We start from the raw sequence: 24523 nt of genomic DNA, 5'->3' as shown, positions 1-24523 counted from the left end.
TTGTTCAACGACCTGGAACAAAGAAGACTGAGAGTGAGGTGAGTTCCGCTCGACGGAAAGTCAGGATGGCGGAATCACGCTGGATACGGTGACGGCATCTGAAATGGACTTATGAGCCACGGATGAGATTCATCTCCGCCTGAGCGGTAATGCTGTCTTAATCACCAACCGGAACCGGATCTTTTTCCGCGAGATAGACATAACGAAGCAGACGTCTCTCACTGTTGAGCGCGCACACGCAAGAAAGAAATTGCTGGAGACCATCAAAGTTAGGTTCGCCTTCCACGGCGATCAACTCGTCCCGACGTGAATCGCGGGCGTCTCGCCAACGCATGGCAATGCGGGTGGTGTTCGCGGTTGTATCACTGACCCTGAGCAGGCGAAAACCTGCTTTCCGAATTAGCTCTTCGTTGTGCCCCGGTGGAGTGAAGAGGTAGTATCCGATTGAGCTACGTGTTGCGATCTCTTCATGCGAAATCGCCCCGCCAATAACCAGAGCATCACTGAACAGAAGACGTCCCAGCGGCTTCAGAACCCGAAAGACTTCCAGCAGCAATGAGAGCCGTCTGGGAATGTGGCAAATAACGTCATTCGCAAAGGCAGCATCAAAGCTGGCATGGCGAAAGGGCAGACCCTCGGATGCATCGCAATGCTCGAAGAACACTCGGCCTGAAAGACCGCGTGCATTCACAAGAGCCTTGGCATTGCGTATTCCGGCCTCATTGACGTCCAGGCCCACAATGCTGCAACCGGTTGTCTCAGCAATTTGCAGGGCATACCTGCCTGAGCCACATCCGATTTCAAGCGTATGGGAGTTCGGTGTGACAGCCAATAATTGAGGAATCTCACTCGACTCATCGTTTGTCACCCAACTCGTCTGGCCAAAATCCTCTCCGTAAGTTGCTATACGGATTTGCCGATAAACGTCTTCCTCATAGTTTCCGTATGCGCTGTCATAGAGATCGACTGTCGGCATGATCTGTAGCCCCATCCTCTCTGATCCAAGCTTGTTATACGCTGGCGAGGACTATTCCTCGGCAAATCCTGTAAAGCTATGAGGCGGAACTTCTACCTTGAACTCGATGCGCTCTGGATCGTAAGTGAACCTGGTGCTCGCGGCGGTCTTGCCTTCAATGAGTTCACCCGTGGCCAGGTTTCTTATGTGCATAGGGGCGCGCCGGGATTCGCTGTCCCAGGTATGGAGAGCGTAACCGGCGCGGGAGCATCGAGGAACGACTCTACCACCATCGTTTTGTTGTCGTAGGCGAAGAAGCCTACCTTGGCCGGGCATCCATCCAGACTGGAAACCCTGCCATAATATAGCGCTTGATCTGCGTAAGCGCCTGTTGGGGAAGCGCGTAGAGATCCCCTGGGGTCCTCGGGGATGGCGAGGACGTAAAGAATGCCGTGCGAATATTTATCCATGAGCAGCAGCGGAGCGCCGCCGCCGTTAGAATGCCGCGCACGACGGGCCAGGCATCGTTGGCCTGGAAGGCCACTTCAGGAACCAGAATATCGTTGGCCGCCATTGGGCCAGTGCCGAAACCGCCCCAGAATTAATCCATCTTCAGCACATTGCCAGTGACATGCAGTTCGGCGATTTGCTCGATCCCTTTTCCCTCCAACGCCTTCAATAGAGACGCGGTGATCACCACGTTGCCACTCTGCTCAAGGTGTTTTTTGACCTTGTCGACGATATCGGGATCATACTTAGCCTGCCAGTGAGCAGGACGGTGTGGGCATCGGTCGGGAACTCAGGACGGATGTCGATGGGCAGTCCGATCATGCCGAGGTAGTTCTGGAGGAAGTCTTCGCCAAGAGACTGATACGGTTTGTAACTTGCGATGCCGATCGGATGGCCTAGCTTACCGAGGATGCTATTAACCTCAATGAGCGAGTAACCCGCTGCCGTAGCCTAGGTGACAGGGTCTGCGGAAAACGAAGCAACGAATGCGAGCGCACATACTGGTCTCCTTGCGACAACGCGAAGTTTGACCTTCGGCCCGAGCCAGTATATGCGCAGAATGTGCTTAAGTAAAACGTTTAAGGGAACAGATGGCGAGGGAGGTGAGTCTGGAGATGACATGCTGCTGTCATCTCCAGATTCGGTTTTCAATGACCGTTGACGATAACCGTAACTGGCACGGATATGACACTCTTCCAATTGGCGTCACCTGAATAGACAGCTGTGATAAGGTTCGTGCCTTTTGGTAGCGTCGCCGCAAGCGTCGCGATGAGCGTCCCGCCATTGCCACCGACAACCGCCTGCGGGACACTGATTGGTCGAGCTTGGCCGTCCTCTGCATCGAAGAACTGAATCGTGCCGGTCGGTGCCGCGACATTCGTGGATGCGAGCGAACTAATCAGCGAAGCGGTAACGCTTATTTGCGCGCCCGCCTGCACACGGGTCGCTTCTGCCTGTAGCCTGACTGTGGGAACACCCTGGGCCACGTGCACAGTTATGGGTGTACTGTTGGCTCCGGCATAATTTCCGTCCCCGTTATACACCGCATAAACGCTCTGCGATCCCACGGTGTCCCACTCTACGATGCCGCTTGCGCGTCCACCGGAGAGAGCGAGTTGACCGCTGATCTGCCCGTAGTTCGAATACAAGGTAACGTAGCCTATCGGAACAGCTGTGCTTCCCTGCGTTGCAGGTGTGACCGTAACGGAGTATTCCGTCCTCTGTCCAAGTGGGAACGAATTTGTTCCGAGATTCAGGCTGATGTTTACCGCCTTCGTCCCAGCCGTACTCTCCGTAATGATCTCTTGCTCTGTCTTCCTGCCCCCATTGGTGTAATTCGCATCGCCAGCCCAGTTCGCGACCAGAAAGTAGGCACCGGCAGGCGCATTAAACGGTATGCTTGCTGTTCCGGTCTTATCAAGTATGCCCGTGCCCAGAGTTGCTCCAGTGTCAGAGCGCGCAAGGGTTACGGCGCCTGATGGCGGAGCAGCCGGATCGGAGCCGAAGTAGACATAGCCGGTAATTCGTGTACCTGCAATCGGAGTCGTGTTGCTGGCTGCAGTCTCCCAGTAGGTCGTGCCTTTGGCGATGGTGAATGTCAAGGTCGCGCTGCTCGCGTGGAAGCTGCCATCCCCTGAATACGCTGCATTGAATGTGTATGTGCCCGGCGTGTAATCGCACGGCGTTTGCGGCCCACACTGTATATAAATCATCCCGGTCTTATCGACGGGATACGTGCCGACAGATTTTCCACCTTGCGACAGTTGGATAGAGCCGGTCGCGTCCGTAGGTCTTGACAGACCGGCAACTTGGAACCGAAGCCAGTATGGATTGCCAAACGAAGTGTTGTTCAGTTGAACGATTGGCCTGTTGCCCAGAATGTAGAAGCGGCTGTACGCATAGCTCGTTCCGGTTACAGTGCTGTCTTCGGGAGCAACGGTCACAGCAACTGGATTAGAGTTGCTGGTTCCGTATGTAGCATCCCCGGAATATTCTGCCGTGAGCGTGTAGTGACCGCCAGGCAGATTAATGGTGGATGCGTTGTACATGCCTGCGCTCAATGCGGCACTCGCGACTGACTCAGCAGAGTTCGCCGTGATCAGGACGTCCCCTGAAGGCATACCCTTGCCCGATGAAGCGCTCACCTTGCCGCTCAGTACGACAGATGTGCCGTGCTTGAATGTGGTTTGCGAGAGGCTCAATGTGGTTGCGGAACGAAGTGTCCGATGCACATCCCATGAATTTATGAGATTGGCAGCATCGACGGAGCCCAGGCCGCTGGCTAGATCGTATCCAGCTGTTGCGGCATGTCCATCCGTAAAGCTGTTAGGCGGGAAAAGGGCGGGAGGCAAACTCAGGCCGACGACCACAGGCGAATCAGTACCTTGACAGTCTTGTCCTCCTTTAAAACAAGGCACAGCGTTTGATCCAAGCGTAATGTCGTGAAAGACGCATGCGCTCTTTTGCGTCGGGTCCGTGAGTTGGCTGGAGTTGCAGTTGCCGTTTTGTTGCGCATTCGCCAATTGATAGAACTGATAATTTGCTACGCCCTGAAATTGTCCATGCTTCTGCTCCACCAGGGCCATAATGCCGGCCATGGAAGGTGCAGCTGCGGAAGTGCCGCCGACAATGGAAGCCTGTTCGAGGGTGATGGAGCCGTCGCTGTTCTTTGTCCATTGACAACTGCCTTCATAGCAGAGCATGTAGCCGTCATGCTCGGCTGCCGCTGCAAGCGAGAGATCAGGCAGATCGCGCACACCATCCTGGGGAACGCCAACACCTGTCTGCCATGACGGCTTTGTATACCCCGTTGCGCAATATTCCGTGCCGGAATCGTCCGTGGTGCGGGTCGCGCATGAGCTTGCGCCTCCACCTCCTGCATAGGAGTAGAGATAGTACGGAGGAAAATTGCAGTTCGTAAAGCTCGGGGCAACATCAGCGGCGCAGGATTCATTCCACACTGCCTCAGGAATATAACCAATTGCGGAAGACAGATTCTTAGCGTTGTTCAGATTCCAATAAGTATTCAGGTCGGCGTCATTGAATTCGGTCCCGCCTACGGCCACGTTGTAAGCAGTAGAAGCAAGACCATTGACACCGAAACCAAAGTGCGTGGATTCCGCACCGGGATCGTTACACCCGCTCGCACCCGCATCTCCGGAAGAAACAAAAACCGTAATGCCTTCGGCCGCAGCCTGTTGCCAGAGCAGGTGGTAGAAGGATATCTGCGAATCCGACATGTCAGCTTCGCAAAGGCCAAAGCTCACCGTCATGATGGGAGCAAGCGCCTTATCGACGATGTAGGATGCGGCGATGTCCACGCCATCCGTGGTGGATGTGGTCGCGCCGATCACGTAGTCTATCCTCGCCTTAGGAGCAACTGCACCCGCCCACTCAAGGTCGAGTGAAGCTTCGACATTGTCCCCCTCGACTACGCCTGGATCGGTTGTGGCATAGATGACGTTCGGATCATTGAACGGAAGCCCCGCAATCGTGCGAAATGCTTCTATATCTGACATGCTGATGTCGGAACGCCCCACAACGGCGATTGAAACTCCGGTCCCATTGATGCCGTTGTTGATAACGGGCTGCGTGTCGTAAATCTTTGAAAAGTCCCCAGGTAGAAGATAGGTCTCAATCTGGCTCCCTGCCGAAGTAAACGAAGGTGACGCCGTGGCTGGCGTGCTGGTACTTGCAACACGCGCCAGCTTTCCGTTCTCATTGCGGGCGATGGTTGCAGGTGAAGTGTGTTGCGGGTTTGCGAGGAAGTTATTCATGCTTACCACGCCTGTAACCGCCGGCTCAAGCGCAACCGGGATCGACAAGTTGGTCGCGTTGGCATATTTCTTCACGCCCTTGACGGAGTACTGATGGATCTCTGTCTGGAAGGCAGTTTCTACTTGTCCCGCGTTTCCACTAAAACGAATCCAGCTCTTGCTGCGTGATACTTCTTCGATGGAAAACCCATTGGCTGAGAGCCAACTGCTAATGGCTTGAACATCTTCGTCGCTTCCTCCGAACTGTGCTGCGTACTGCGCGGGGGTAAGCCATTTGTGGAAGTTTGGGGAGTTCGGGTTGTGGAGATCATCCACATATTTCTTTAAAGTGGCTTGTTGATCTGCCGATGGACGTAGCGTGAGCAGCATGTCCTTCATGGTCAGGCCGGCATCCACTCGGCCCTGATCGCTTGCCGTTCTGGTCAGCGGGTGCACCGTGCCAGCAAGCATTTTTCTCTGTGTGGGATCAATCGTACGGGTGATCTTCGGCTTGACCTGCGTGTATGCCATAGGCGCAAGCATCAGCAGCATCCCAGTCATCGACGTAACGAGCTTCAGCGCTCGGCGACAGTAGATTTTCATGCAACCAACCTCCGGAAGAAAGCGTGGGTGGAGATGCCAGTCCCATGCTCAGCAGCTGTTGCTCATCTCCGCATAGGCCTCGTGGCATCCAAGGTGGGAAATTTTCGAAAGGTTAACACTCTAGCTGGAATCAAAGCTCGAAATACGAAGGATAGTTTTCAAACTACCCGAAAGGGTAGTTGCATCAGGCGTCGAGGAGTCCGCGCTGGATCGCAATCACCACGGCCTGCGTGCGGTCATTGGCCTGTAGCTTTAGAAGAATTTTCTTTACGTGCATCTTGACCGTGTTCTCGGTCACAAAGATAAGATCGGCAATCTCTTTATTGCTCTTGCCTTTTGAGATGAGGCCGAGAACTTCGATTTCGCGCTCGCTCAGTTTCTGCGAAGAGATGTATTGCGTTAGTTTCTCGGCGGTCTCGGGCGAAAGGCAGCTGCCGCCTGCCGCGACGTGCCGTACCTGATCGGCAAGCGTAGCGCCGTCGATCCCCTTCAGGAGATATCCGCGGACACCTAGGCTGATCGCGTTGTAAATCGAAGCATCGCCTTGGGCTGAGCTCAGAATGATGATACGCGCCTGTGGATCATTGCCGAGCACAGTGCGCACGACATCAAATCCGCTCTGGTCTGGCAGCCGAAGATCCAGCAGGACAACATCCGGTCTGAGGACCGAATACATTTCGATTGCCTGTTTCCCCGTAGCGGCGAGTCCAACGACTCTCATATTTTGCCGCTCCAGCACACCCGCGAGCCCTTCGCGCACCATGGGATGATCGTCGACAATCAGCACCTGAACCGGAGTTTCAACTTGCGTCTGCATCATTTCCCCTGAATCTGCCTCTGCCATTGCGTCGCCACAGTGAAGAACTGGATGTCTTTACGCGCAGTATAACGTTCGTCCCTTGTTCCGGTTCACTTTCGATTACCAGCGTAGCGCCGATGCGTTGTGCGTGAGCGTGCATTCCGCGCAATCCGAAGTGTCCGGTGCGGCCGTGCTGCAAGAGGTCTTCGGTCATGCCATTTCCATCATCGGCGATCTCAACTTCAAGCATATCGGGAAGAAAACGTACCTCCACTGTTACATATTCTGCATGTGCGTGGCGAAAAGCATTTGCCAGGGCTTCACGACAGATGCGGTAAACCTCATCCCGAATCAGAGGCTGCACCTCGCGCGGCTCACCCTGGGAAACCAGATCGAATACGGGCAGCGGTCCTGATCGGAACTCCGCCTCCGAGTGCCGTAGCACTTCCACCAGACTGTATTGGGTTACAGCTGTCGAATGAAGGTTCGAGACCATGTTCCGGCTGCGCGCAATCGTCTCGCGCATTCGTCCTGCCAGTGTTGCCAGTGACGCCTTCGATTTTCCAGGCTGATCGGCTATCTCAAATCCAATCAGCTCAAGTTGCAGCGTTGCGCCGATCAGGTCTTGAATCACCGTATCGTGAATCTCGTGCGCAATTCGCTCGCGCTCTGCAACACGCTCCTGAAATCGCATGCTGAGCCGTTCCGCTCTGCGGCGAGTGAATCGCCGTGTAACTTCGACAATGATGCCGATCGCCGCACAAATGACAACAATGAGAAACCACTTCGTCTGCCAGAAGAACGGCCGGATCTGAATCTCCACCTGCGCTGGCTGTCCACTTGAGCCACCTTCGCGGTTCGTCGCCATCACCTGGAATGCATAATGAGCGGGCCGAAGGCCTGTGTACGATACCTCGCGCGATGTTCCCGCGTCAACCCAATCGCGGTCCCACCCCACCAGGCGATAACGAAAATGGGTCTGCTCTGGAGCAACCGTGGCCGGAGCTGTGTAGGCAAAAGTAATGCGATGCCGGCCCGGACCTATGATCAAATCTCCGGACAGGTTATGTTGATCGTCCACAACGATGCTGTCGAGGACTGCCTGCGCAGGCTGTGTGGCCATGAGATGTGGATCAATAACAGCCGGCCCTTTGATCGTTGCAAACCACATGCGCCCATCGTGCGCCCGTATGGCTGTCACACCATTCAGCGGCAAAACATAGCGACTCTTGAGGCCGTCCGCTTCGGTAAATACTTCTGGATCAATTCGTGAACTTCTACCCTCGGCATACGCCTTCCATTGTTCATGCACAATGCGAGCAATGGCGCTTGCTGTCACAATCCAGAGATTTTCCGCATCATCGCTCATTACATCAAGCACAGTATTACCGGGCAGTCCCTCTTTCTGTGTTAGCAAACGTTGGCGGCCATTCGTTTCACTTCGCAGCAACAAGCCATTGAATGTACAAATAGCCAATCCATCTCGTGGCCACGCCGCGCAAAGAACCGGTCCATCGGTGGAAAACCCGCGTTCAAAGCGGCTTCCATTCCAGCGTTCCATCCCTGCCGCATCTCCGACCCACAAATCGCCACGAGGATCAAGACCCAGCCACGAAACTGGCTTTCCGCTGAGACCGTCCTTGGTTCCAAACTCGGCAACCTCGCCGTTCCTAAATCGGAAAATTCCTACATGTTCAATGCGGAACCAGACGCTTCCAACACCGTCAACAACTGGAGTGCTCACATATCCATGCGGAATCCGCGTCATCTTCGCAAACCTGCTGCCACGCTTCTCGAATATCCCATAGTCTGCGATCGCGATTGCCGGAGCGGCACCGTGTTCAAAAAACCCTCGAACCTGTCCCGGAGACAGTCCCTGTGCTTTATCGAACCGGTGCGAGTGACCTTCCCACCAACGGACCACGCCTCCTTCGAGGGTCCCCGTCCATATGGAGCCATCTCTTTGTTCAAAGATGGAAACCGTCTGGGTGTGTTGTCCTGCCACTCTGTTCGTTACGGAATAGCTCGTAAAGATGCCCTGATGAAGACGCTGAAGACCGGCAATCGTCCCCAGCCAGAAATCTCCGTTGTGGTCTTCGAGAATCGTACGAACATCGTTGCTCGCAAGCCCGTTGGCTTGGGTGAGGGTTTCTACTTCATCGCCGGATTTGCGCGTGAGTCCATGAAGTCCGCCGCTCGCCATCCAGAGCCGATGATGGCTGTCAACCATCACGCTGACAAAGTTACCCAAGCCAGGCTTGTTGACTCTCGTGAAGCCGTTCCCGTCAAAATGAAACAAGCGATGACCGTCGCCTGCCCAAAGATCGCCAAAGCGGTCAGAATATAGAAAACGAGAATCCCGCAGATTGTATTTTGCAACGACCGAATCCTTGCGCATGCGGAAGATATTCTCGCCGTCTGCGATCCAGAGAGAGCCATCGTTTCCAATTGCCAGATCGCTGACGCGATGCACTCCGTCAGGCAAGCGTGCGGGAACCAATCTGCCCGCTTGGGTTCGCTCCAGTCTGCCCTCAAAGCAGACCCATAATTCTCCGTCCTTTGAGCGGGCAATCGCGTCAATCCGATAGTGCGGTCGCCCTTCAAAAAGAATTGGCACAAATCGATGATGCTCGTAATGAAAGAAGCTTGAAGCTGTCACAATCCAAAGACCGTCGCCACCGTCTCTCACGAGGCCGCCAATAAACCCTTGCAGTTCCGGCGGTCCGTCCTGGCCGAATCCACGGAAATGAAGCCCATCAAAGCGCACCAGTCCATTCATCGTCCCCACCCAGACAAAGCCATCGGATGTCTGCGCAAGTGATGTGATGAAATTCTGAGGAAGTCCCTGTTCAGTCGTCCAGGTAGTCAATACCTCATCGCGGAGCGATGGTTGAGGATCCGACGCCTTCACGCTCTTTGCGCTGAGGGTCAATGCAAGGAGCAGAGGAAAGACCTTGTATGAGTTGCTAAGATTCAACGTTCGTCGTGCTGGCAAGCTGTCTCTATCATATTGGATATAGAGAGCTGCTCAGAAGGCGTTCGTTCTTCTCACTGCGACCGATTACCGTCTCAAGGCCTTCCGAATGCGGGCAAGATGGTGCCAGCTGTGCCGAAGAGCGTGATCCTCAATCACGAACTGCGCAGTGACCGGCGCGTCCGAGTTCAATGAAAAAGGTGCGGCCTGGTCTAACTCTTCATCCGTGAACCCGCGTACCGCCGAGGCGGCGGCACGGCTATTCCACAACAGGAGTTCGAGCGCTGCAGCCTTGCTTATCTCTTCGTGTTCTTCGGTGTGCTCAGCGTTCAACTCAGCAACCACATCCCAGGTAATATCCGTAACAGGCTTCGCGGCCGCGACGCTTTGCGCCAGATTAATCTCGACGGGGTAGACGCTGGCAACGTGATGCACGATTACGCCCACGGAACGCCCATCCTTCCGACCCTCGGGCACCGGGGTGCGCCACTCTGCCTCCGAAAGTCCTTCGGCAAACGCGGCGAGCAGTTCAGCACACTCTTCAATGCGATCCGCCAATGCCGCGGCGCGACGACTTGCTGGCGCTCCGTTGATCTTGCTGAAAGCCTGACTCGCGCGTGCGTCTTTCGTAGTCGTTCGCATTCTCGCATCTCCATCCTGGATTTCCGAAGCAACCATGTTGTGCTGCACAGCAAGAGCAACCTTAGCTACAGGCAGAGCCCGAGCCCGGAGCGAAATATTCGACCCCGGGGCGGCAGCTCAAGTTAAGGTCGGACTTCGTAGACTAAGTTGAATGGTGTTTCTGCTGCCCGCCGAAAGCGAGTGAATCCAGCCGACGTCACAACCTCGCGAATGCGCGCCTCGCCGGCCTGCGCCCCCAGACACAACCCAACTTCCTGAGATCGTGAGCACGGCGTGCACAGCAGCGTCGAGAAAGAGTAATAGACACGTCCCACCGGATTCAGATTGTCTTTCAAGTGATCATTGGCAAAGGGCTCAACAATCATCCATACTCCATCGCGCGCCACAGAGCTTCGAACGTGCGCTGCGGCCCCGATCGGATCGCCCATGTCATGCAGGCAATCAAACACAGCGACGAAATCGTAGTCCTTGCCGGGAAAATCTTTCGCGCTGGATACTTCGAAGCTCATGCGACCCGCAACGCCCTCGCGTTTCGCAGATTCGCGCGCCGCTTCAATCGACTTGTCGTGATAATCAAATCCGAAGAACTGCGACTTCGGAAACGCTTTCGCCATCAGCAAGGTCGAAGCCCCTTTGCCGCACCCGACGTCCGCAACTCTCGCTCCAGCTTCCAGCTTCTCTTTCACGCCATCCAGCGCAGGAATCCAGGCGCTCACAAGATTGGCAACGTAACCGGGGCGAAAGAACTTCTCGCATCCATGGAAGACGCCGTCGGCATGCTCATGCCAACCCATTCCCGCGCCCGTGCGAAACGATTCTGCGATTCTCGGGACTGCGGCAAGCGAACCTAACGCCAGTTCAAATGCTCCAGGCAGATACGCGGGACTGTCTTCCGTCGCAAGTGTGAGAGCCTGTACGTCGTTCAGACTGAACTTGTCGCTCTTCGCATCATAGGTGATATATCCTCCGGCAGCTTGTGAAGCCAGCCATTCGCGCAGGTAGCGCTCGTCGGTGTTCGTCTTCGTGGCGAGTTGTGCCGAGGTCATTGCTTTTCCGGCAAGGGCCTTGTAAAGGCCTAACTTCTCCCCAATTACGACCATGCCCGTGTGGACTGCGGCCCCGAGATCAGTTACAAACTGACCGATAAAGCAATTGAGTTGGCCCATATCGATCGCAGATGCCTGTGTTGTACTCATTTGGACTCGTCTCCTTTCGTCTACATATGGAAATCGGAAATCGATGACCAAAGACGACAGGTGTACCGTTGATATATTTGCAAATCGATGCCAGTGACAGGAAGCAGCATCACTCGACGAAAGAGGTAACTAATCGTTCGCGAAAAACTTGATTGCTCCCAGCAGGTTTGAGTAGTCATCTGTCCACAAACGCGACTGAGGCTGTCCATGAAGAGGCTCCCAGCGAAATGGAGCACTCGTGCCGGAAGCCAGGGTATGCAGGTCGGCTGGCTCGCGAGCCATCACTACCCAAACCGACGGCATCTTTCCGGCATCGCGCTGCGCTTGTGTGACAAAGATGTCATTCAAGAACATGGACACGGTGAAAACGAGGAGCGGCATCGAAGGAGTAAGACGATCTATCAACCCCTTCTTGGTAGGCAGATCAAAGGCATCAGAGTTCATCAATGTCCGTGATAGTACACGACGGGATAACTGGCAACTAGCCTTTTATAAGTAACACTGCGAACGCGTTACTTATCTTCGGTCCGTTAGTAACTCCGCTATTCGAGGGCGTCTTTCATATCTCAGATGTGTCGCTTTTTTCGAAGGACATCGACGCCTCGTTTGCAGTCAAAGCATGAGGGTCAAGCAGCAGTTGGACTGTAACTCTTAAAACCGGCATTGGCCATTCCGCGTTGCGCCTCCGGGTTTTTCATGAAGGTCTCCCATACGAAGGAGGTGCGTACATTTTCCGCCATGAGCATGGTGATACCGGTGTCAATCCCGACGACGTCATTGTCGTACCATTTTTTCAACGGATTGAACGCATCGACAAACCCATAGCGGCACCAGGCTTGCGGATAATGAGTTTTGATATTCTTCAAGACGCGCATGGTGGCGTCCGTTAGAAAAGGCAATGACCCTCCACAAGCTGCCGGGACCACCGTCCCATCGATAGGGCCTGTAGCCGGTGGGCCGCCCCAGACCACATAACCGTTTTCAGAGTCGGAGGCAGTGATGCCCCACAGATCGTCACTGTAATCGGGAAAGTTATTATTAAGACCCACGCAGAAGCGACGGTGAACTTCGGTGGCAATGGCTGAGTTCTGAAAGTAATCCGCGTACTTGTCGCGCATGTGGCGGAAGTCGAACCAAGCCTGGGAGTATTGGTGCACAAACAGCGGTGCAAATGAGCCAATATAGCGAAGCCCCTCGTATTCAAAGGTCGTTCTTTTCCATGCCAACCAAGCCTCAGGCCGCAGGGGATGAGAAGAAGAGCCCATTCCGAGCAGATAGATCATCATCAATTCGCTGTAGTAGTCCCACTTGGAAGCGAGAAACCCGAACTCAGGCGTCCATCCCATCGGCAGAAGTGTGATGTCTTCTGATAGCCAGGTCCAATCCACGCGGTCAAAAATTGCATGGGCAAGCTCGATAATGTCGCGATCCCGAAAGTGCTGGCGGCAGGTAAGAATACCGCAGAGCAAAATTGAAGTATCAATGGAGGAGACTTCGGAATCCCATATTCTTTCGCCGGTATTCATGTTGGCAAAGTGATAGAAAAATCCGCGATGCGTCGGCAGCTTCTTCCAAAGAAATTCAAGTGTCGTGATGACGCGCAGACGTGCGTCCTGGCGGGATATGAAGCCGCGTTTTTCTGCGATACAGATTGCTGTCAGGCCAAAGCCCGTTGACGCGATGCTTGCAGCCACAGTGGTGTCCGCTGTACGAACGTTGCAACGGTCCTTAATCAATCCCGTCTGCGGATTAGTTTGCTCCCAGAAAAAGAGGAAATTGCTTCGTTCAAGTTCGTCCAGAAACTGATCATCTTCAGGCGACACCGTGGTCGCCAGAGGGACGGGTGTTCGTTCCGTACGCTCACTCCCAGCCCGCTGTTGCACGGGTGCCTGCGCCAACACAGGAAAGCCCTTCCATTGGGCGAGCGGCAAACCGAGGGAGACACCCGCCATTTGGCGCAGCAGCTGACGCCTGGAACCGCGATTCTCGCGCCTATCGGTTATTTCGCGAATTTGCGTCTCGTTTCTTCCATCGATTTCACCTGCACTTTCATCTATGCTCATCAGACCATCGCTTTTCTGGGAAAAATCGATTCTAGGTGACACTTATTGAATAATAGACGCAACGACGCCCTAGTTAGAACGACCCATGGGCACCGTATCCAAGTGCATACAACATATATCGGTCTTTGAATGATAGGGAAAAAAGCTGTTTGGGCGATTATCGCAGTTGTCGCAGTAGTGGTCACTGTGCTGTTGCTGCGTGCACACCGACTGAGATCGATTTCCATACGGCAAGCGATCCCGATTGAAGGTTCAGTGATTGGGCGCGACGCTGATACGGAGAAAGAGTTGCCGATCGCAGACGTTGCGATCACAGCATCGGACGGCGTGAAGACTGTCACGACTCGTTCCGAAGCTTCCGGATATTTCAAGGTTGTCTTTCAAAAGGAACCCTTGTCAGAAAAACCTGTGATTGTCAGTTTCCGACATCCATATTACGAACCGCTCAACTTGACGGTTCAAACGGGAAGATTGAAGACCCCGACAGAGCTATATGTTGCGGCAATGACTCCGATTCCTGCGAAGGACCTGGCTGCATCGAAGCGCCCGGAAACTGTAGTATCCAATATCAGGGTGAGATACACGATCAACTCCCGGAGCGAGACGAATATAGGGAGCGCAGTCAAAACCTTTCAGGTCGTCAATAAGGGGAATGTGCCCTGCAATCAACAGTTCCTATGTTCACCGGATGGAAAATGGAAGGCATCCGCTGCATCTGCGTCGTTGGATGCCGGAGCGGACAACACGTTCGGCAATGTTAGAGCCTCTTGCATTGCAGGGCCGTGCCCGTTTACACGGATCGACTCAAGCGGATTTGTTCATGGAGGGCGCAACATCCGAGTCACTGCCCTGAACTGGTCGGATACCGCGACCTTCCTGCTGGAGGCCGAGGTCTTTCATAACGCAATCGTTTCCAATGTCCGCGAGTTATATCCTGTCATTTTTGGTCAGACGCTCAACTTTACACTGCCCCCAACCCAGGAAGGCGTGAGTCTTGAGGCGGAGATCGATGGCTCTCCTGTCGTGTTTCCGCTGAGTCCGGACTTTAATTTGAGCTGGGCCAGCTGTTCTGTCCGGACTGATAACGAAAAAGAGAAGACCACGGTCTACCGTTGTGAACTTAAACCCGGATATCGTTTCTGATCTGCGATGAGCTTCAATGTCGCTTCTGAGACGCCGCCAAACATTGCCGAAAATCCCATACATCCTTCTGGAAAATGGTAGCCAGAGACGGGATCGGAGTCTCTTTGGCTTATTAGAATCTGCAACTTACACATTCCAAATAGTGAGCAAAGTGGAGAAAGTGCCAGAATGCCCGGTTGTGCTTTCAATTTGCTTGCAAAATCGAGTAACACGAGGCCAAGTGGGGCGAGAGTTTTCGGCGGGTCAGCTTCACACCGGCGCACCTTACCATCCATTCCAACAGCGTCAGTCCGGCTCGCTCCGCCCGCGACTCCAGCAACCGCACGTCGGCTCCGAGACTTTCGTGCCTACCGATTTGCTCCGCACTTCACGCTTCATCGCGCACCCTGGCGTTGGGATTCCAAGGCGGCAGACGCCACAAGGCCGCATGACGCATCGTGCGGCCTCGGGCTAACAGGACGGGCAGCTAAAGGAAAAATCTCTTCTGACTGGATCGTGTGCGAGTCGGCTCATCTGCTGTCACCGAGAGCAACGTGCGCCCCGCTCCAGGCCGCGACCGCCCAGAGCATGTTTTTTCTTTAGACGCTGCTTGTCGGCTCTGAGTTACCGCACAGCAACCGAAGTTACTCTGCAGCTCCCATCTGGGTGAGACGTGTCACCCTCAACCCGCTGCCATAGGCAGCGTTGCTCTTCGGCGGGTACGCCACGGCTGCCGGAGATGGGCTGTAGGCAGCCTATGGCTGGACAGCGGCCTGCACATGGCCCGCTTCGTGCAACGACGTGTCCGTGGCAGGAACGCCCTGGGCGCTGTACATGGGGATCGGCTTGACCGGGTGCGCCGTGATCTTCACATCCAGCGACGGCAGCATTTCAACCGTGGGGTTGGTTGGGCTGTCCGTCTCCTCATCGGACATGACGTAGGTATACGTCACTGTGAACTTGCCGTTCACGTCGGATGCGAACTGCCACGTTTGCAGATTGGCGACCGTGCCACCGGCCAGAAGGCGAGGACCGGATTTCACCTCCGTAGCCGTCACCTTCCCGTTGCTGACTGTGAACTCCACAACCACCTTGCCGGTGATGCGCGCCGCCCGCCCGATAGGTGGGTAGACCGGCAGAGCCGCTTCCTGGAGGATCGGGAGCTGGCCGCTCAAGTCCGCGCTCCCCGGATGATCTGCGGGCACAGGCTTGACACTCTGGATCGCTTGAACAACCAACTTGGTTTTGAACGCCCCGAGATGACCCCAGCCAGGCTGATACGACTTTCTGACACCTTCCGGCAAGTTGGGGGAAGGCATTCCCGGTCCGTAGAACTCCCCCTCGAACACTACATCCGCCTTGCCCGCTGTATCCAGCATGGATCGTAGCTGCTCTTTGTTTGCGGTCGATTTAAGGTCGAGTTCAACCCAGGTGCTTTGATCCGGACAGGCAGCGTCGGTAAGAACACTCCCTTCGAACCCGGTGATGTAAATCCCCCCAACTTGAACTGACCGCTGCTCTCCTTGCTTAGCTGTTCGCTGCAAGTCGCAGAGAGGCACTTTGTCGGGCGTCGGTGCTGCGGCACTGACCTGGATGTTCACACCAAGCAGCAACGGTAACAACCAAACGATTTTTCTTTGCGCCTTCATATCCGCAACCTCAGTGTGGAACCACGATACCCAGCACGTTTGCGCCTTGATTGGTTGGAGTCAACGGTTTCCCGTTAATCGCTGATTTATATATTCCCGGGTTTGCGAGTAATATCGCATCGACTCGCCCTGGTATCCCAATCGGGCTTGACCCGGCTCCGAGTGCGCAGTTGGCATTGCCGCAGCCGTTGTAAGACTCATTGGCGGACCTGTAGATGGAGTCCGTTATGGCGTATGCTCGCTGCTCCGATGTGTACTGGCTGATGTCCTGCCCCAGGTGGAGGCTCGTGGTTGTAAATGTGATGTTGGCCGCCATAGTTTGAGCGTCCTCGACGTGGCTTCCTTCATGACCGACGTCTGCATCCAAGGCTGTTCCTTTGTCGTTTGGATTAAACGTGACGGTTGAATTCGATATCGGCGTATTGCCATTGGCATCGAGCACGGAATGTGTAACCCCACCCTCGCCATTACTAGCAACATCGCTAGAAAAAGCCACTGTGACCTTGTCGCCGCGTGCGTCTACAACTTCATTGCCGGGGTCTCCATAAGCTCCCGCTGCTGCGCGAACCGCAGCATTCTTCGATTGCAAGTCATGCTGCCGCGATGCTTCAAACCGTTTGTCAGCATCCGACGTGCAATGCTCCTTTGCACCCGCCGCGTCATCTGCGCACGCATACAAGCCGGTTGGATCGGTGTACCGCAGCGGGTTGTTTAGCACATAGGCGTATTTGTTCAACGTCTGCGGATTGGCAAGGCTCCCGCCCACGGGATCAGGCGACAGCATTCTCCCCATTGAAGATGCAAAATACCTGGCCCCGAAGTAGTCATTGCCGGATTCGGAGTCTCGTTCTTTGCCGGTAAAGAGCGTGGGATCGGAAGGGCCCGTATTCGTTGGGGAAATCACACAATTTTGCACCTGATCTCCGAAAGGAAGACTGCAGAAGGTGACAATCTGGTTGCCCGAGCGATCCGCGTGCATGCGTTCTGTCCCCACCCAATCGGTTGCGCTGTTTACGAGATACGGAGCCGCACTGCTTCCTGTTGGGGCTGTATAGAAATATCCGCGATGTCTGCCATTGACCCAGATTTCCTGATTCTAACCGGCGGCCATACTTTTCTTCTGGACCCGTCAGATCATAACTCCTCTCGCTCTTCCCTGAACTAGAATCCATGCATCCCAATAGTGCCTCCTGTTGTTTGTCTCCGGCGCTGTGGTCGCATGATTAACGATCTTTGGTATAAAAACGCGGTTATATACTGCCTCTCTGTCGCAACCTATATGGATGCAAATGGAGATGGTATTGGTGATTTTCAAGGCCTGACGCGCCGCCTCGATTATCTTCAGGGCATCGGCGTGACCGCCCTATGGCTTATGCCATTTCAGCCATCGCCCTTTAAAGATGACGGATACGATATTGTCGATTATTACGGCGTGGATTCAAGATATGGCACTCTCGGAGACTTCGTAGAGTTTGCACACGGATGCCGGCAGCGAGGTATGCGCCTGCTCATTGATCTGGTTGTAAACCACACATCGAACGAACATCCCTGGTTCAAAGAGGCACGGCGTGATCCGAAGTCGAAATATCGTGAATGGTACGTCTGGTCGAAAAAGAAACCCCGGAATGCTGCCTCCGGAATGGTCTTCCCCGGCGTGCAGAAATCCACATGGACCCATGATCAAACTGCTAAGGCCTATTACTTCCATCGGTTCTATGATTTTCAGCCTGACCTGAACACTGCGAACCCAAAAGTCCAAGCGGAGATTCTCAAGATCATGGGCTTCTGGCTGCAACTGGGAGTTTCAGGCTTTCGGATGGACGCCGTACCATTTGTTATCGCGGAAAAGGGCCCTGAGATTGCGAGGCCCAAAGAGCAATATGAAATGCTTCGAGGCTTCACTCAGTTCCTTAATTGGCGAGAGGGGGAGGCGATCATCCTGGGCGAGGCAAATGTACTGCCCGATACTGACATGGAGTATTTTGGCGGTGCCGGTGAACGGTTGCAGATGATGTTCAATTTTGAAGTCAATCAAAATCTTTTTCTCGCACTGGCAACTAGCGATTCTCGGCCACTGGTAAAAGCGATGCGTGCCACAAAGAGCCGTCCCGCGACCGCTCAATGGGGACAATTTCTCCGCAATCACGATGAACTGGATCTTGGACGCCTCAATGAAGCAGACCGTGAAACCGTCTTCGCTGCATTCGGCGCGGATCTGGACATGCAGTTGTATGGGAGAGGGATTCGCCGTCGCCTAGCACCTATGTTGCAGGGCGATAGGAGGAGACTCGAACTGGCATATAGCCTCATGATGACGCTGCCAGGCACGCCAGTAATTCGTTATGGCGACGAGATCGGGATGGGCGATGACCTTCATCTTCCCGAACGAAACTGTGCTCGGACACCGATGCAATGGTCAACGGAGCCTCATGCCGGATTTACTAAGAACGACAAGCCAATTCTGCCAACAATCAGCGTAGGCCCGTATGGCTTCCAGCATGTCAACGTAGCTGCACAACGCCGCGATCCCAATTCGCTGCTTAACTGGATGGAACGCACCATTCGCATGCGCAAAGAGGTCCCCGAGATCGGCTGGGGTGACTTTTCATTTATATCCACGGGAACACCACAAGTTTTGGCAATGCGGTATGACTGGCGGAACAATTCGGTATTGTTTGTGCACAATCTCAGTTCTGAGCCGCGAGAGGTGCGCCTTGCGTTGAAGAGAGAGGGCGAAGCAGACTGCATCTTGGCCAATCTTCTGTCCGACGATCACAGCCGCGCTGAGAAGGGTGCCCCCCATCACATCCTGGTCGAGCCGTATGGCTATCGGTGGTACCGCGTCTGCGGCTTGGATTATCTACTAAAACGGAGCGACACCTGAGAGACCTGCTTGCACACAGCCGTTCTGACGGCTCTCTCAATCTTTCTGGTGGCTTTCTTCTTTCACCGACTTGGCCATTCGACCTCCTCAGATACTAAAAGTTATGCTTACGGATCACAGATATGGACGATTGCTCGTAGAAGGCCGTGTGGTCCTATATATGCAATTGTTATTTCACGCCAATCTGCGCTTGAATCTTGTTGTAATGGGCTCTGGAAAGGATATGCCTCTTCACCAATTGAGAAGTATTCTCATACGGTCTTCCAGCAATGATGCCCTGCGCCTCTGCCGCAGTCACATCCGGCAGCTTTTCCAGATCTTGGGCGGAAGCGGTATTGATATCTGTCAGTCCCTTTCGGGTTAGTCCCTCAACTACGCCTCTTGCAATCGCCCCTGCGTCGCGTTTAGCCGCCGCGGTCGCATCAGCAGTGTGCTGCTGAAGAGAACGGGTATTGTTCGAATCAAAGCACCCAGAGAGCAAGAGGGTACAAACTAACGAAGTCAAGCTTGCTTTCATGCCCTTCGGATGCATATTTCTGTGGTCAACACGGACGACCCTCCGATGTTCGCCCCTCGACGGGCCGATCATAATACTTAGAATCTTCGTCAACAGGGCCTCAGAAATCGTGGCTTGAGGGTAACGATGCCCGCACCTTCTACCCACGCGGTCACCTCAGATTCGGAAGTGCTGGCAGGAATCTCCTTTGCAAGCCAGACCACTCTGCCTTCATGGCAAACGCCCTGACCCGCGTGAGTACCTTTTGAGGCAGGGTCGGGAGCTTGATATGGGACATCCTGAACCGCTACATACTCTATCTTGTATTCGTTCGGCCTTTCCATGGGGCCTCCAGATCGAAGTTCGTCGTTGCATGTTGGATTGCCACAGTAGGAATGTGGTTATCTAATGTGCCCCGATTAAGACTCGCCATGAGTTGGCTCCGTCTTCGGAGGCTCTAAACCGAGTGTGAGAAATAAAGAGATACGCGCATCCAAGGCGGGATGCCGCCTTCGGACGTATAGCGGAGGTAAGGTGACAGTGTTCTTTGAATGCCGCTGGCAGAATCTGGTGAAAGGGACTGCAATTGGATCTCAGCATAGCCGAACGAAATTGCCTTTGGAAGTGAGGACGATGAAGAGTGTTTAGCTGTTGTGGATGGGCCCGCATTGTCGGCCAGCACGCAGACTCAGTTCACAACGCAGAACTTCCGCGACGCTCCAGGCTTGAGCGATACAGCCGCGAGCAGTGAACGGAGATTCGGCATCGAAGATCTCGCTGATGGTACCGATCCCTGCTTCGCTCATCTCCGTATCAAAGCTCGCGAGTAGCGCCTCTGCGGTCTCCCAATCGCCGGGATTGGCGCGAAGCCATGCATCGAAGAAAGGGCCGATAAGCCAGGCCCAGACCGTACCCTGGTGATATGCGGCATCACGTGCGCGAAGGTCCCCATCATAGCGAGCTTTGAAATCGGGATCACTCGGTGCGAGCGAGCGGAGTCCAAATGGGGTGAGCAACTGCTCACGAACGACACTTAGGACGGGCTTCCACTTATCCTCTGCAAGCACGGCATGAGGAAGCGAGATGCTGAGTACCTGATTGGGACGAAGAGAAGAGTCATTCCCGCCGCCCTCCTGATCCACAACGTCATAACAATAACCGAGCTGAGATGACCAGAAACGGACATTGAAGCTTTCATAGACCTTGGCAGCGGCGTTCGAGAGCTGTTTGGCGCGGCCCGCATCGCCTACCATCTCAAGCCAGCGTGCAGTGACGCACAGAGCGTTATACCAGAGGGCATTGATCTCGACAGCCTTGCCACGGCGAGGGGTCACGACCCAGTCGTCGACCTTCGCATCCATCCATGTGAGTTGGAGACCGGGCGCGCCTTGGTGAAGGAGGCCATCAGCCGGATCTACACCGATGCCGAAGGATGTTCCTTTCTGGTGCCACTCGACGATGTCGAGTAACCTGGGCAGAAGAACCTCGAGAGTCTCACTGTCGTCGGTCGCACGAATATAGCGGTCGGCAGCATGGAAGAACCAAAGGCTCGCGTCGGCGGTGTTATAAAGGCCGGAAATCTTTCCTTCCGGAAACATATTGGGAATCAGGCCATCGCGTATGTACTTGGCAAAGCTGCGAAGAATGTATTCGCCTTCATGGGTGCGTCCCGTGGCGATGGTGAGGCCTTCGAGCGAGATCATCGTGTCACGGCCCCAGTCGGTAAACCAATGGTATCCGGCTATGGCGGTGCGAACTTCATCGCCAATGCTGTGGGCCTGGACCGTTTCCGCTGTGCGCCCGACGGGACTGATAAGAAACTGGTCCGCTGCGAGCACAAGTTCCGCTGCCAGTCCAGAGCGCGCTTCCTTCGGCGCAGTACGAAGCAAGCGCCGCCGCCGTTCGGTTTCTGCAGCAAAAGCATTCTCTGGACTAAGAGCGTTGACATGCTCCCATTTTTCGGTGGAAATCACCAACGAAGCGCTGGAACTCTCTGTAAGGTCGACAGAAAAACAGCCCGGGCTCCATAGATTTCCCTTCCAGTCGTAGCCGCGGCTTTGCTCGATGCGATAGCGGAGTTCTGTCACCTGTTCGAGCATGAGACGAAACGAAGTGCCTTCACCTCGCCATGCAAGACAGAGCGGTGGTAGATCGCCAGCCACCGAAAGCTCATACCCCGCCGAGACAGCGCTGAAACGGTAGTCCTCGTGCCTTGGACCGGCGAGTGATCCTTCATGAGGACGGATGTCGATAGCGGGGCACAATTCCAACTGCGCTGCTTTGCCTTTCAACAAGCGATAGGTGATGTATGTTGTGTTCTGCGCGTGCACCATGCAGAGACGCTTTTCGAGAGTGAACTCGTCCGAAGCGTAGGTAAACACGGGCAAGCCAATTTCCAGACGGAAGCTCTTCAAAAACGGACTAACGGTATCCGTCTGCGTTGCGAGGCTAAGATTATCTGCGGTCAGTTGGTAAGTGCGATCGTCGATGCGAAGTGTCTCAGCGATCTGATTCATCATCATCATGCGCCCATGGGGTGCTGGCAACGCAGCAATCAGCCAACCGTGGAAGCGCCGCGTATTCAGACCTGCAATCGTTCCAGACGCGTAACCCCCCAGGCCATTTGTCACAATCCACTCACGGTCGAGTTCGGCGGAAGTTTGATCGACTTCGATGTGTCGGACAAGTTGTGGGGTGCGAAAGATATCCATTTTTCTCCTCTACTCATTTCTTGGGTACAGGCCGCGACCCATATGCAATCTGTTCTTAGTTGGCATCTGAACCCGTAAAGCCGGACTTCGGAGATTCGGGACTAAATGGGGCGCTGGTTTTCACAGGCACGAGGAGTTGGGTGCTTTCGCCGGTAATGTGCCATGGTCCAAAACGATCCGGAGCATACGATCCACAACCTCCGTATACTGGCCATTCGCTGGACCATTGAACTCGCCATTCACAGCCAGCGGGTGGAGCAGTCAAAGGTTCTGGAAGGTGTGGTAAGTCGAGGCCGACACCAAAGTTGACGAGTAGGAGACGATCTTCGCGACTGGAAGTGAGATAGCGAAGAACGAAACAGCCTTGCCCAAGGACGGCCCCATCGACACGGCAATCTCTGCGGCTAAGTACGGGATCAGTACGGCGTAAAGCAAGCAGATCGATGTGAAGCTGCACGATTTCAGGATGCCGCTCCTGCTCGGCCGGATCGAGCTGTGATTGTCGGAATGTTTCAGGATCCTCAGGACTAGCAACGCAGATCTTCATTTCAGGTGTGTCCTGAGTTGCAAACTGGAGCATGAAACTTCCGCGTCCTCGAGTGACCGCGGCTGCAAGTTCGCCAGCGTGGCCGACAAAGTAATGAAAGGGCGTCTGCGCGCCATACTCCTGACCCTGAAAAAACATTGGTGTACCAGGACTAAGCAGCCAGAGTCCCGTCATGGCTCGATAGCGCGAAGGGCTCGAAAGAAGCCGAAGGCGTTGTGATCTACCGAAGTTAGCTATCTGGTCATGATTTTCCAGGAAGGTGATGAAAGCTTTGGCACCGACATCGAGACTCGACGTGCCACGTGGATGCTGCTGCCAAGAATAGTATTGGCCCTGATATAGATAGCCGTATTTGGCAGCGGAGATAAACTCCTGGGGATGCCCGAGATGGTCGCTGAAATAAGCCTCACGCCGACCAGTGACCGCGACAACAGCGCTGTGGTGGAAGTCGTCGTTCCACACGGCATCAAGGCCGTAGCCGTTCTGCTCGACGCTGCGGATGAGGCACGCATCTTGCGGCTCGTTTTCTGCAAGGACAATGGTCTTGCGTCCATTTGCCGATGCACGGACACAATCGCCAATCTCTGCAATGATATGGATCCCGTGCGATCCAGTGTCATGAATCGATTGTGTAGCGTCCAACCGGAGGCCGTCAAAATGATATTCATCGATCCAATGAGTGACGTTGGCTAAGAAAAAGTCGCGCACTGGTTTGCTGTTTTCTCCATCAAAGTTGATGGCGTTTCCCCACTCAGTGTTCTTGTCTGAGAAGTAATGATTGGAATACTTGCCGAGGTAATTGCCGTCCGGGCCCAGATGGTTATACACCACGTCGAGGATCACGCCGAGTCCAAGCTGATGAGCTGCGTCTATCATTCGACGGAGATCGTCGGGGTGGCCGTAATGGTGAAAGGGAGCGAATAAATCGACGCCATCATAGCCCCAGCCCACGTTGCCGGGAAACTCAGCCAACGGCATACATTCCAAAAGTGTGATCCCAAGGTCTCGCAGGCGTGAAAACTCATGAAGCGCTGAAAGAAAAGTGCCTTGGGGAGTAAAGGTTCCAATATGCAGCTCGTAAAGCACCTGTCCTTCGATAGAGACTCCAAGCCAGTGCGTTTCAGCTTCGCTCCAAACATATGAGCCTGGATCGATGATCTGCGACGGTCCATGGGGCCCTTCGGGCTGGTAACGTGAGGCAGGATCAGGAAATGCTTCACCGCCATCCAGGCTGAATCTATAAAGGCTGCCGACGCGAACTTCTTGCAAAAGGCCGGAGAAGTAACCGTCTTCTTCCGCCCCAAGTGGGTACCGGAGATCTTTGTCCTCGACTACGACCTCAACGTTGCGGGCAACCGGCGCCCAAATGCGAAATTGTGTGCCTCGAGCGTATGGGATGGCTCCTATCGAACAATGCTTTCCGATAAGACGCCCATCCCCCACCTCTCGCATCTCTCGATCACACCTCGTGACTACATTAGATGCGTTCTGGCGAATAATTCAGGCATCGGGAGATTGTTAGCTTGTATAAGATGCTCGGATTTGAAGGCCAAAGCTTTGAAGTTGATGGAAGGCCACGCTCTACAGCGCTCATTGACCTATAAAGATCGATCTGTA

General features: G+C 54.4%; 19 protein-coding genes. 2 read left to right on the top strand and 17 right to left on the bottom strand.

What is annotated here, in order from left to right; all coding sequences use genetic code 11:
- Positions 1 to 157: 157 nt before the first annotated feature.
- The 12 genes from H7849_RS22220 to H7849_RS22175 form a co-directional block, all read right to left on the bottom strand.
- A complete protein-coding gene (locus H7849_RS22220; protein WP_186742623.1) occupies positions 158 to 976 on the bottom strand; it encodes a class I SAM-dependent methyltransferase in 819 nt (272 codons plus the stop codon).
- Positions 977 to 1027: 51 nt separating this feature from the next.
- Entirely contained in the window at positions 1028 to 1168 is a 141-nt protein-coding gene (locus H7849_RS27755; RefSeq protein ID WP_490337727.1) for a hypothetical protein, read from the bottom strand.
- The gene (locus H7849_RS27750) at positions 1159 to 1248 is read right to left on the bottom strand and encodes a hypothetical protein (RefSeq protein WP_490337738.1); all 90 of its coding nucleotides are present in this window, start codon (positions 1246 to 1248) and stop codon (positions 1159 to 1161) included. Before H7849_RS27750 ends, H7849_RS27755 begins: the two co-directional genes overlap by 10 nt.
- A 26-nt stretch (positions 1249 to 1274) precedes the next feature.
- Positions 1275 to 1529 (bottom strand): hypothetical protein, encoded by a 255-nt coding sequence (locus H7849_RS22210; protein ID WP_186742620.1) that lies wholly within the window; start codon positions 1527 to 1529, stop codon positions 1275 to 1277.
- A 119-nt stretch (positions 1530 to 1648) separates the two neighbouring features.
- Positions 1649 to 1846 carry a hypothetical protein gene (locus H7849_RS27745; RefSeq protein ID WP_490337737.1) on the bottom strand — a complete coding sequence of 66 codons (198 nt, stop codon included), beginning with the start codon at positions 1844 to 1846 and terminating at the stop codon, positions 1649 to 1651.
- A 266-nt stretch (positions 1847 to 2112) separates the two neighbouring features.
- Positions 2113 to 5823 (bottom strand): Ig-like domain repeat protein, encoded by a 3711-nt coding sequence (locus tag H7849_RS22205; RefSeq protein WP_186742618.1) that lies wholly within the window; start codon positions 5821 to 5823, stop codon positions 2113 to 2115.
- A 184-nt stretch (positions 5824 to 6007) separates the two neighbouring features.
- Entirely contained in the window at positions 6008 to 6643 is a 636-nt protein-coding gene (locus H7849_RS22200) for a response regulator (RefSeq protein ID WP_186742616.1), read from the bottom strand.
- Positions 6624 to 9617: a sensor histidine kinase gene (locus tag H7849_RS22195; RefSeq protein ID WP_186742614.1), complete on the bottom strand. Its 2994-nt coding sequence runs from the start codon at positions 9615 to 9617 to the stop codon at positions 6624 to 6626. The genes H7849_RS22200 and H7849_RS22195 overlap by 20 nt, the downstream gene beginning before the upstream one ends.
- Before the next feature lie 66 nt (positions 9618 to 9683).
- On the bottom strand, positions 9684 to 10238 hold the full coding sequence (locus H7849_RS22190) for a DinB family protein (protein ID WP_222439722.1): 555 nt from the start codon (positions 10236 to 10238) through the stop codon (positions 9684 to 9686).
- Positions 10239 to 10360: 122 nt separating this feature from the next.
- Positions 10361 to 11434: a class I SAM-dependent methyltransferase gene (locus tag H7849_RS22185; protein WP_251106410.1), complete on the bottom strand. Its 1074-nt coding sequence runs from the start codon at positions 11432 to 11434 to the stop codon at positions 10361 to 10363.
- Positions 11435 to 11563: 129 nt separating this feature from the next.
- The gene (locus tag H7849_RS22180; RefSeq protein ID WP_186742613.1) at positions 11564 to 11878 is read right to left on the bottom strand and encodes a hypothetical protein; all 315 of its coding nucleotides are present in this window, start codon (positions 11876 to 11878) and stop codon (positions 11564 to 11566) included.
- A gap of 182 nt (positions 11879 to 12060) precedes the next feature.
- Positions 12061 to 13497, bottom strand: a complete 1437-nt coding sequence (locus H7849_RS22175) for a glucoamylase family protein (protein WP_222439721.1) — start codon at positions 13495 to 13497, stop codon at positions 12061 to 12063.
- A gap of 288 nt (positions 13498 to 13785) precedes the next feature.
- On the opposite strand from H7849_RS22175, the gene H7849_RS22170 reads away from it, so the two are divergent.
- Positions 13786 to 14640 carry a carboxypeptidase regulatory-like domain-containing protein gene (locus tag H7849_RS22170; RefSeq protein ID WP_186742611.1) on the top strand — a complete coding sequence of 285 codons (855 nt, stop codon included), beginning with the start codon at positions 13786 to 13788 and terminating at the stop codon, positions 14638 to 14640.
- Between the two features lie 734 nt (positions 14641 to 15374).
- Here H7849_RS22170 and H7849_RS22165 read toward each other — a convergent pair.
- Positions 15375 to 16268, bottom strand: coding sequence for an energy transducer TonB (locus H7849_RS22165; RefSeq protein ID WP_186742609.1), 894 nt, complete (start codon positions 16266 to 16268; stop codon positions 15375 to 15377).
- A gap of 10 nt (positions 16269 to 16278) precedes the next feature.
- Positions 16279 to 17247 (bottom strand): RHS repeat-associated core domain-containing protein, encoded by a 969-nt coding sequence (locus H7849_RS22160; protein ID WP_186742607.1) that lies wholly within the window; start codon positions 17245 to 17247, stop codon positions 16279 to 16281.
- 240 nt (positions 17248 to 17487) lie between these two features.
- On the opposite strand from H7849_RS22160, the gene H7849_RS22155 reads away from it, so the two are divergent.
- A complete protein-coding gene (locus tag H7849_RS22155; protein ID WP_186742606.1) occupies positions 17488 to 19152 on the top strand; it encodes an alpha-amylase family protein in 1665 nt (554 codons plus the stop codon).
- Positions 19153 to 19321: 169 nt separating this feature from the next.
- On the opposite strand, the gene H7849_RS22150 is transcribed toward H7849_RS22155, so the two are convergent.
- From H7849_RS22150 to treZ, 3 genes are all read right to left on the bottom strand, one after another.
- A complete protein-coding gene (locus H7849_RS22150; RefSeq protein ID WP_186742604.1) occupies positions 19322 to 19669 on the bottom strand; it encodes a ComEA family DNA-binding protein in 348 nt (115 codons plus the stop codon).
- Between the two features lie 623 nt (positions 19670 to 20292).
- Positions 20293 to 22359 (bottom strand): amylo-alpha-1,6-glucosidase, encoded by a 2067-nt coding sequence (locus tag H7849_RS22145; RefSeq protein ID WP_186742602.1) that lies wholly within the window; start codon positions 22357 to 22359, stop codon positions 20293 to 20295.
- A gap of 55 nt (positions 22360 to 22414) precedes the next feature.
- Positions 22415 to 24358 carry a malto-oligosyltrehalose trehalohydrolase gene (treZ, locus tag H7849_RS22140; protein WP_186742600.1) on the bottom strand — a complete coding sequence of 648 codons (1944 nt, stop codon included), beginning with the start codon at positions 24356 to 24358 and terminating at the stop codon, positions 22415 to 22417.
- Positions 24359 to 24523 lie beyond the last annotated feature (165 nt).

Source organism: Alloacidobacterium dinghuense, assembly GCF_014274465.1.
Taxonomy (GTDB): Bacteria; Acidobacteriota; Terriglobia; order Terriglobales; family Acidobacteriaceae; genus Alloacidobacterium; species Alloacidobacterium dinghuense.
Note: the sequence above shows the minus strand (reverse complement) of the source record. Positions and strands in the feature narration are given on the sequence as shown.

Excerpts from the sequence above, each read along its gene's own strand:
- H7849_RS22160 (WP_186742607.1), bottom strand. The coding sequence starts at position 17,247 with ATGCACGCGGATCGCTCGGGCAACCAGATTGTCACCTTCTGCAGTCTT.
- H7849_RS27750 (WP_490337738.1), bottom strand. The coding sequence starts at position 1,248 with ATGGTGGTAGAGTCGTTCCTCGATGCTCCCGCGCCGGTTACGCTCTCC.
- H7849_RS22150 (WP_186742604.1), bottom strand. The coding sequence starts at position 19,669 with ATGAAAGCAAGCTTGACTTCGTTAGTTTGTACCCTCTTGCTCTCTGGG.
- H7849_RS27755 (WP_490337727.1), bottom strand. The coding sequence starts at position 1,168 with ATGCACATAAGAAACCTGGCCACGGGTGAACTCATTGAAGGCAAGACC.
- H7849_RS22190 (WP_222439722.1), bottom strand. The coding sequence starts at position 10,238 with ATGCGAACGACTACGAAAGACGCACGCGCGAGTCAGGCTTTCAGCAAG.
- H7849_RS22210 (WP_186742620.1), bottom strand. The coding sequence starts at position 1,529 with ATGGCGGCCAACGATATTCTGGTTCCTGAAGTGGCCTTCCAGGCCAAC.
- H7849_RS22200 (WP_186742616.1), bottom strand. The coding sequence starts at position 6,643 with ATGATGCAGACGCAAGTTGAAACTCCGGTTCAGGTGCTGATTGTCGAC.
- H7849_RS22185 (WP_251106410.1), bottom strand. The coding sequence starts at position 11,434 with ATGAGTACAACACAGGCATCTGCGATCGATATGGGCCAACTCAATTGC.
- H7849_RS22145 (WP_186742602.1), bottom strand. The coding sequence starts at position 22,359 with ATGGATATCTTTCGCACCCCACAACTTGTCCGACACATCGAAGTCGAT.
- H7849_RS22165 (WP_186742609.1), bottom strand. The coding sequence starts at position 16,268 with ATGAAGGCGCAAAGAAAAATCGTTTGGTTGTTACCGTTGCTGCTTGGT.
- H7849_RS22220 (WP_186742623.1), bottom strand. The coding sequence starts at position 976 with ATGCCGACAGTCGATCTCTATGACAGCGCATACGGAAACTATGAGGAA.
- H7849_RS22155 (WP_186742606.1), top strand. The coding sequence starts at position 17,488 with ATGATTAACGATCTTTGGTATAAAAACGCGGTTATATACTGCCTCTCT.
- treZ (WP_186742600.1), bottom strand. The coding sequence starts at position 24,358 with ATGCGAGAGGTGGGGGATGGGCGTCTTATCGGAAAGCATTGTTCGATA.
- H7849_RS22175 (WP_222439721.1), bottom strand. The coding sequence starts at position 13,497 with ATGAGCATAGATGAAAGTGCAGGTGAAATCGATGGAAGAAACGAGACG.
- H7849_RS22180 (WP_186742613.1), bottom strand. The coding sequence starts at position 11,878 with ATGAACTCTGATGCCTTTGATCTGCCTACCAAGAAGGGGTTGATAGAT.
- H7849_RS22205 (WP_186742618.1), bottom strand. The coding sequence starts at position 5,823 with ATGAAAATCTACTGTCGCCGAGCGCTGAAGCTCGTTACGTCGATGACT.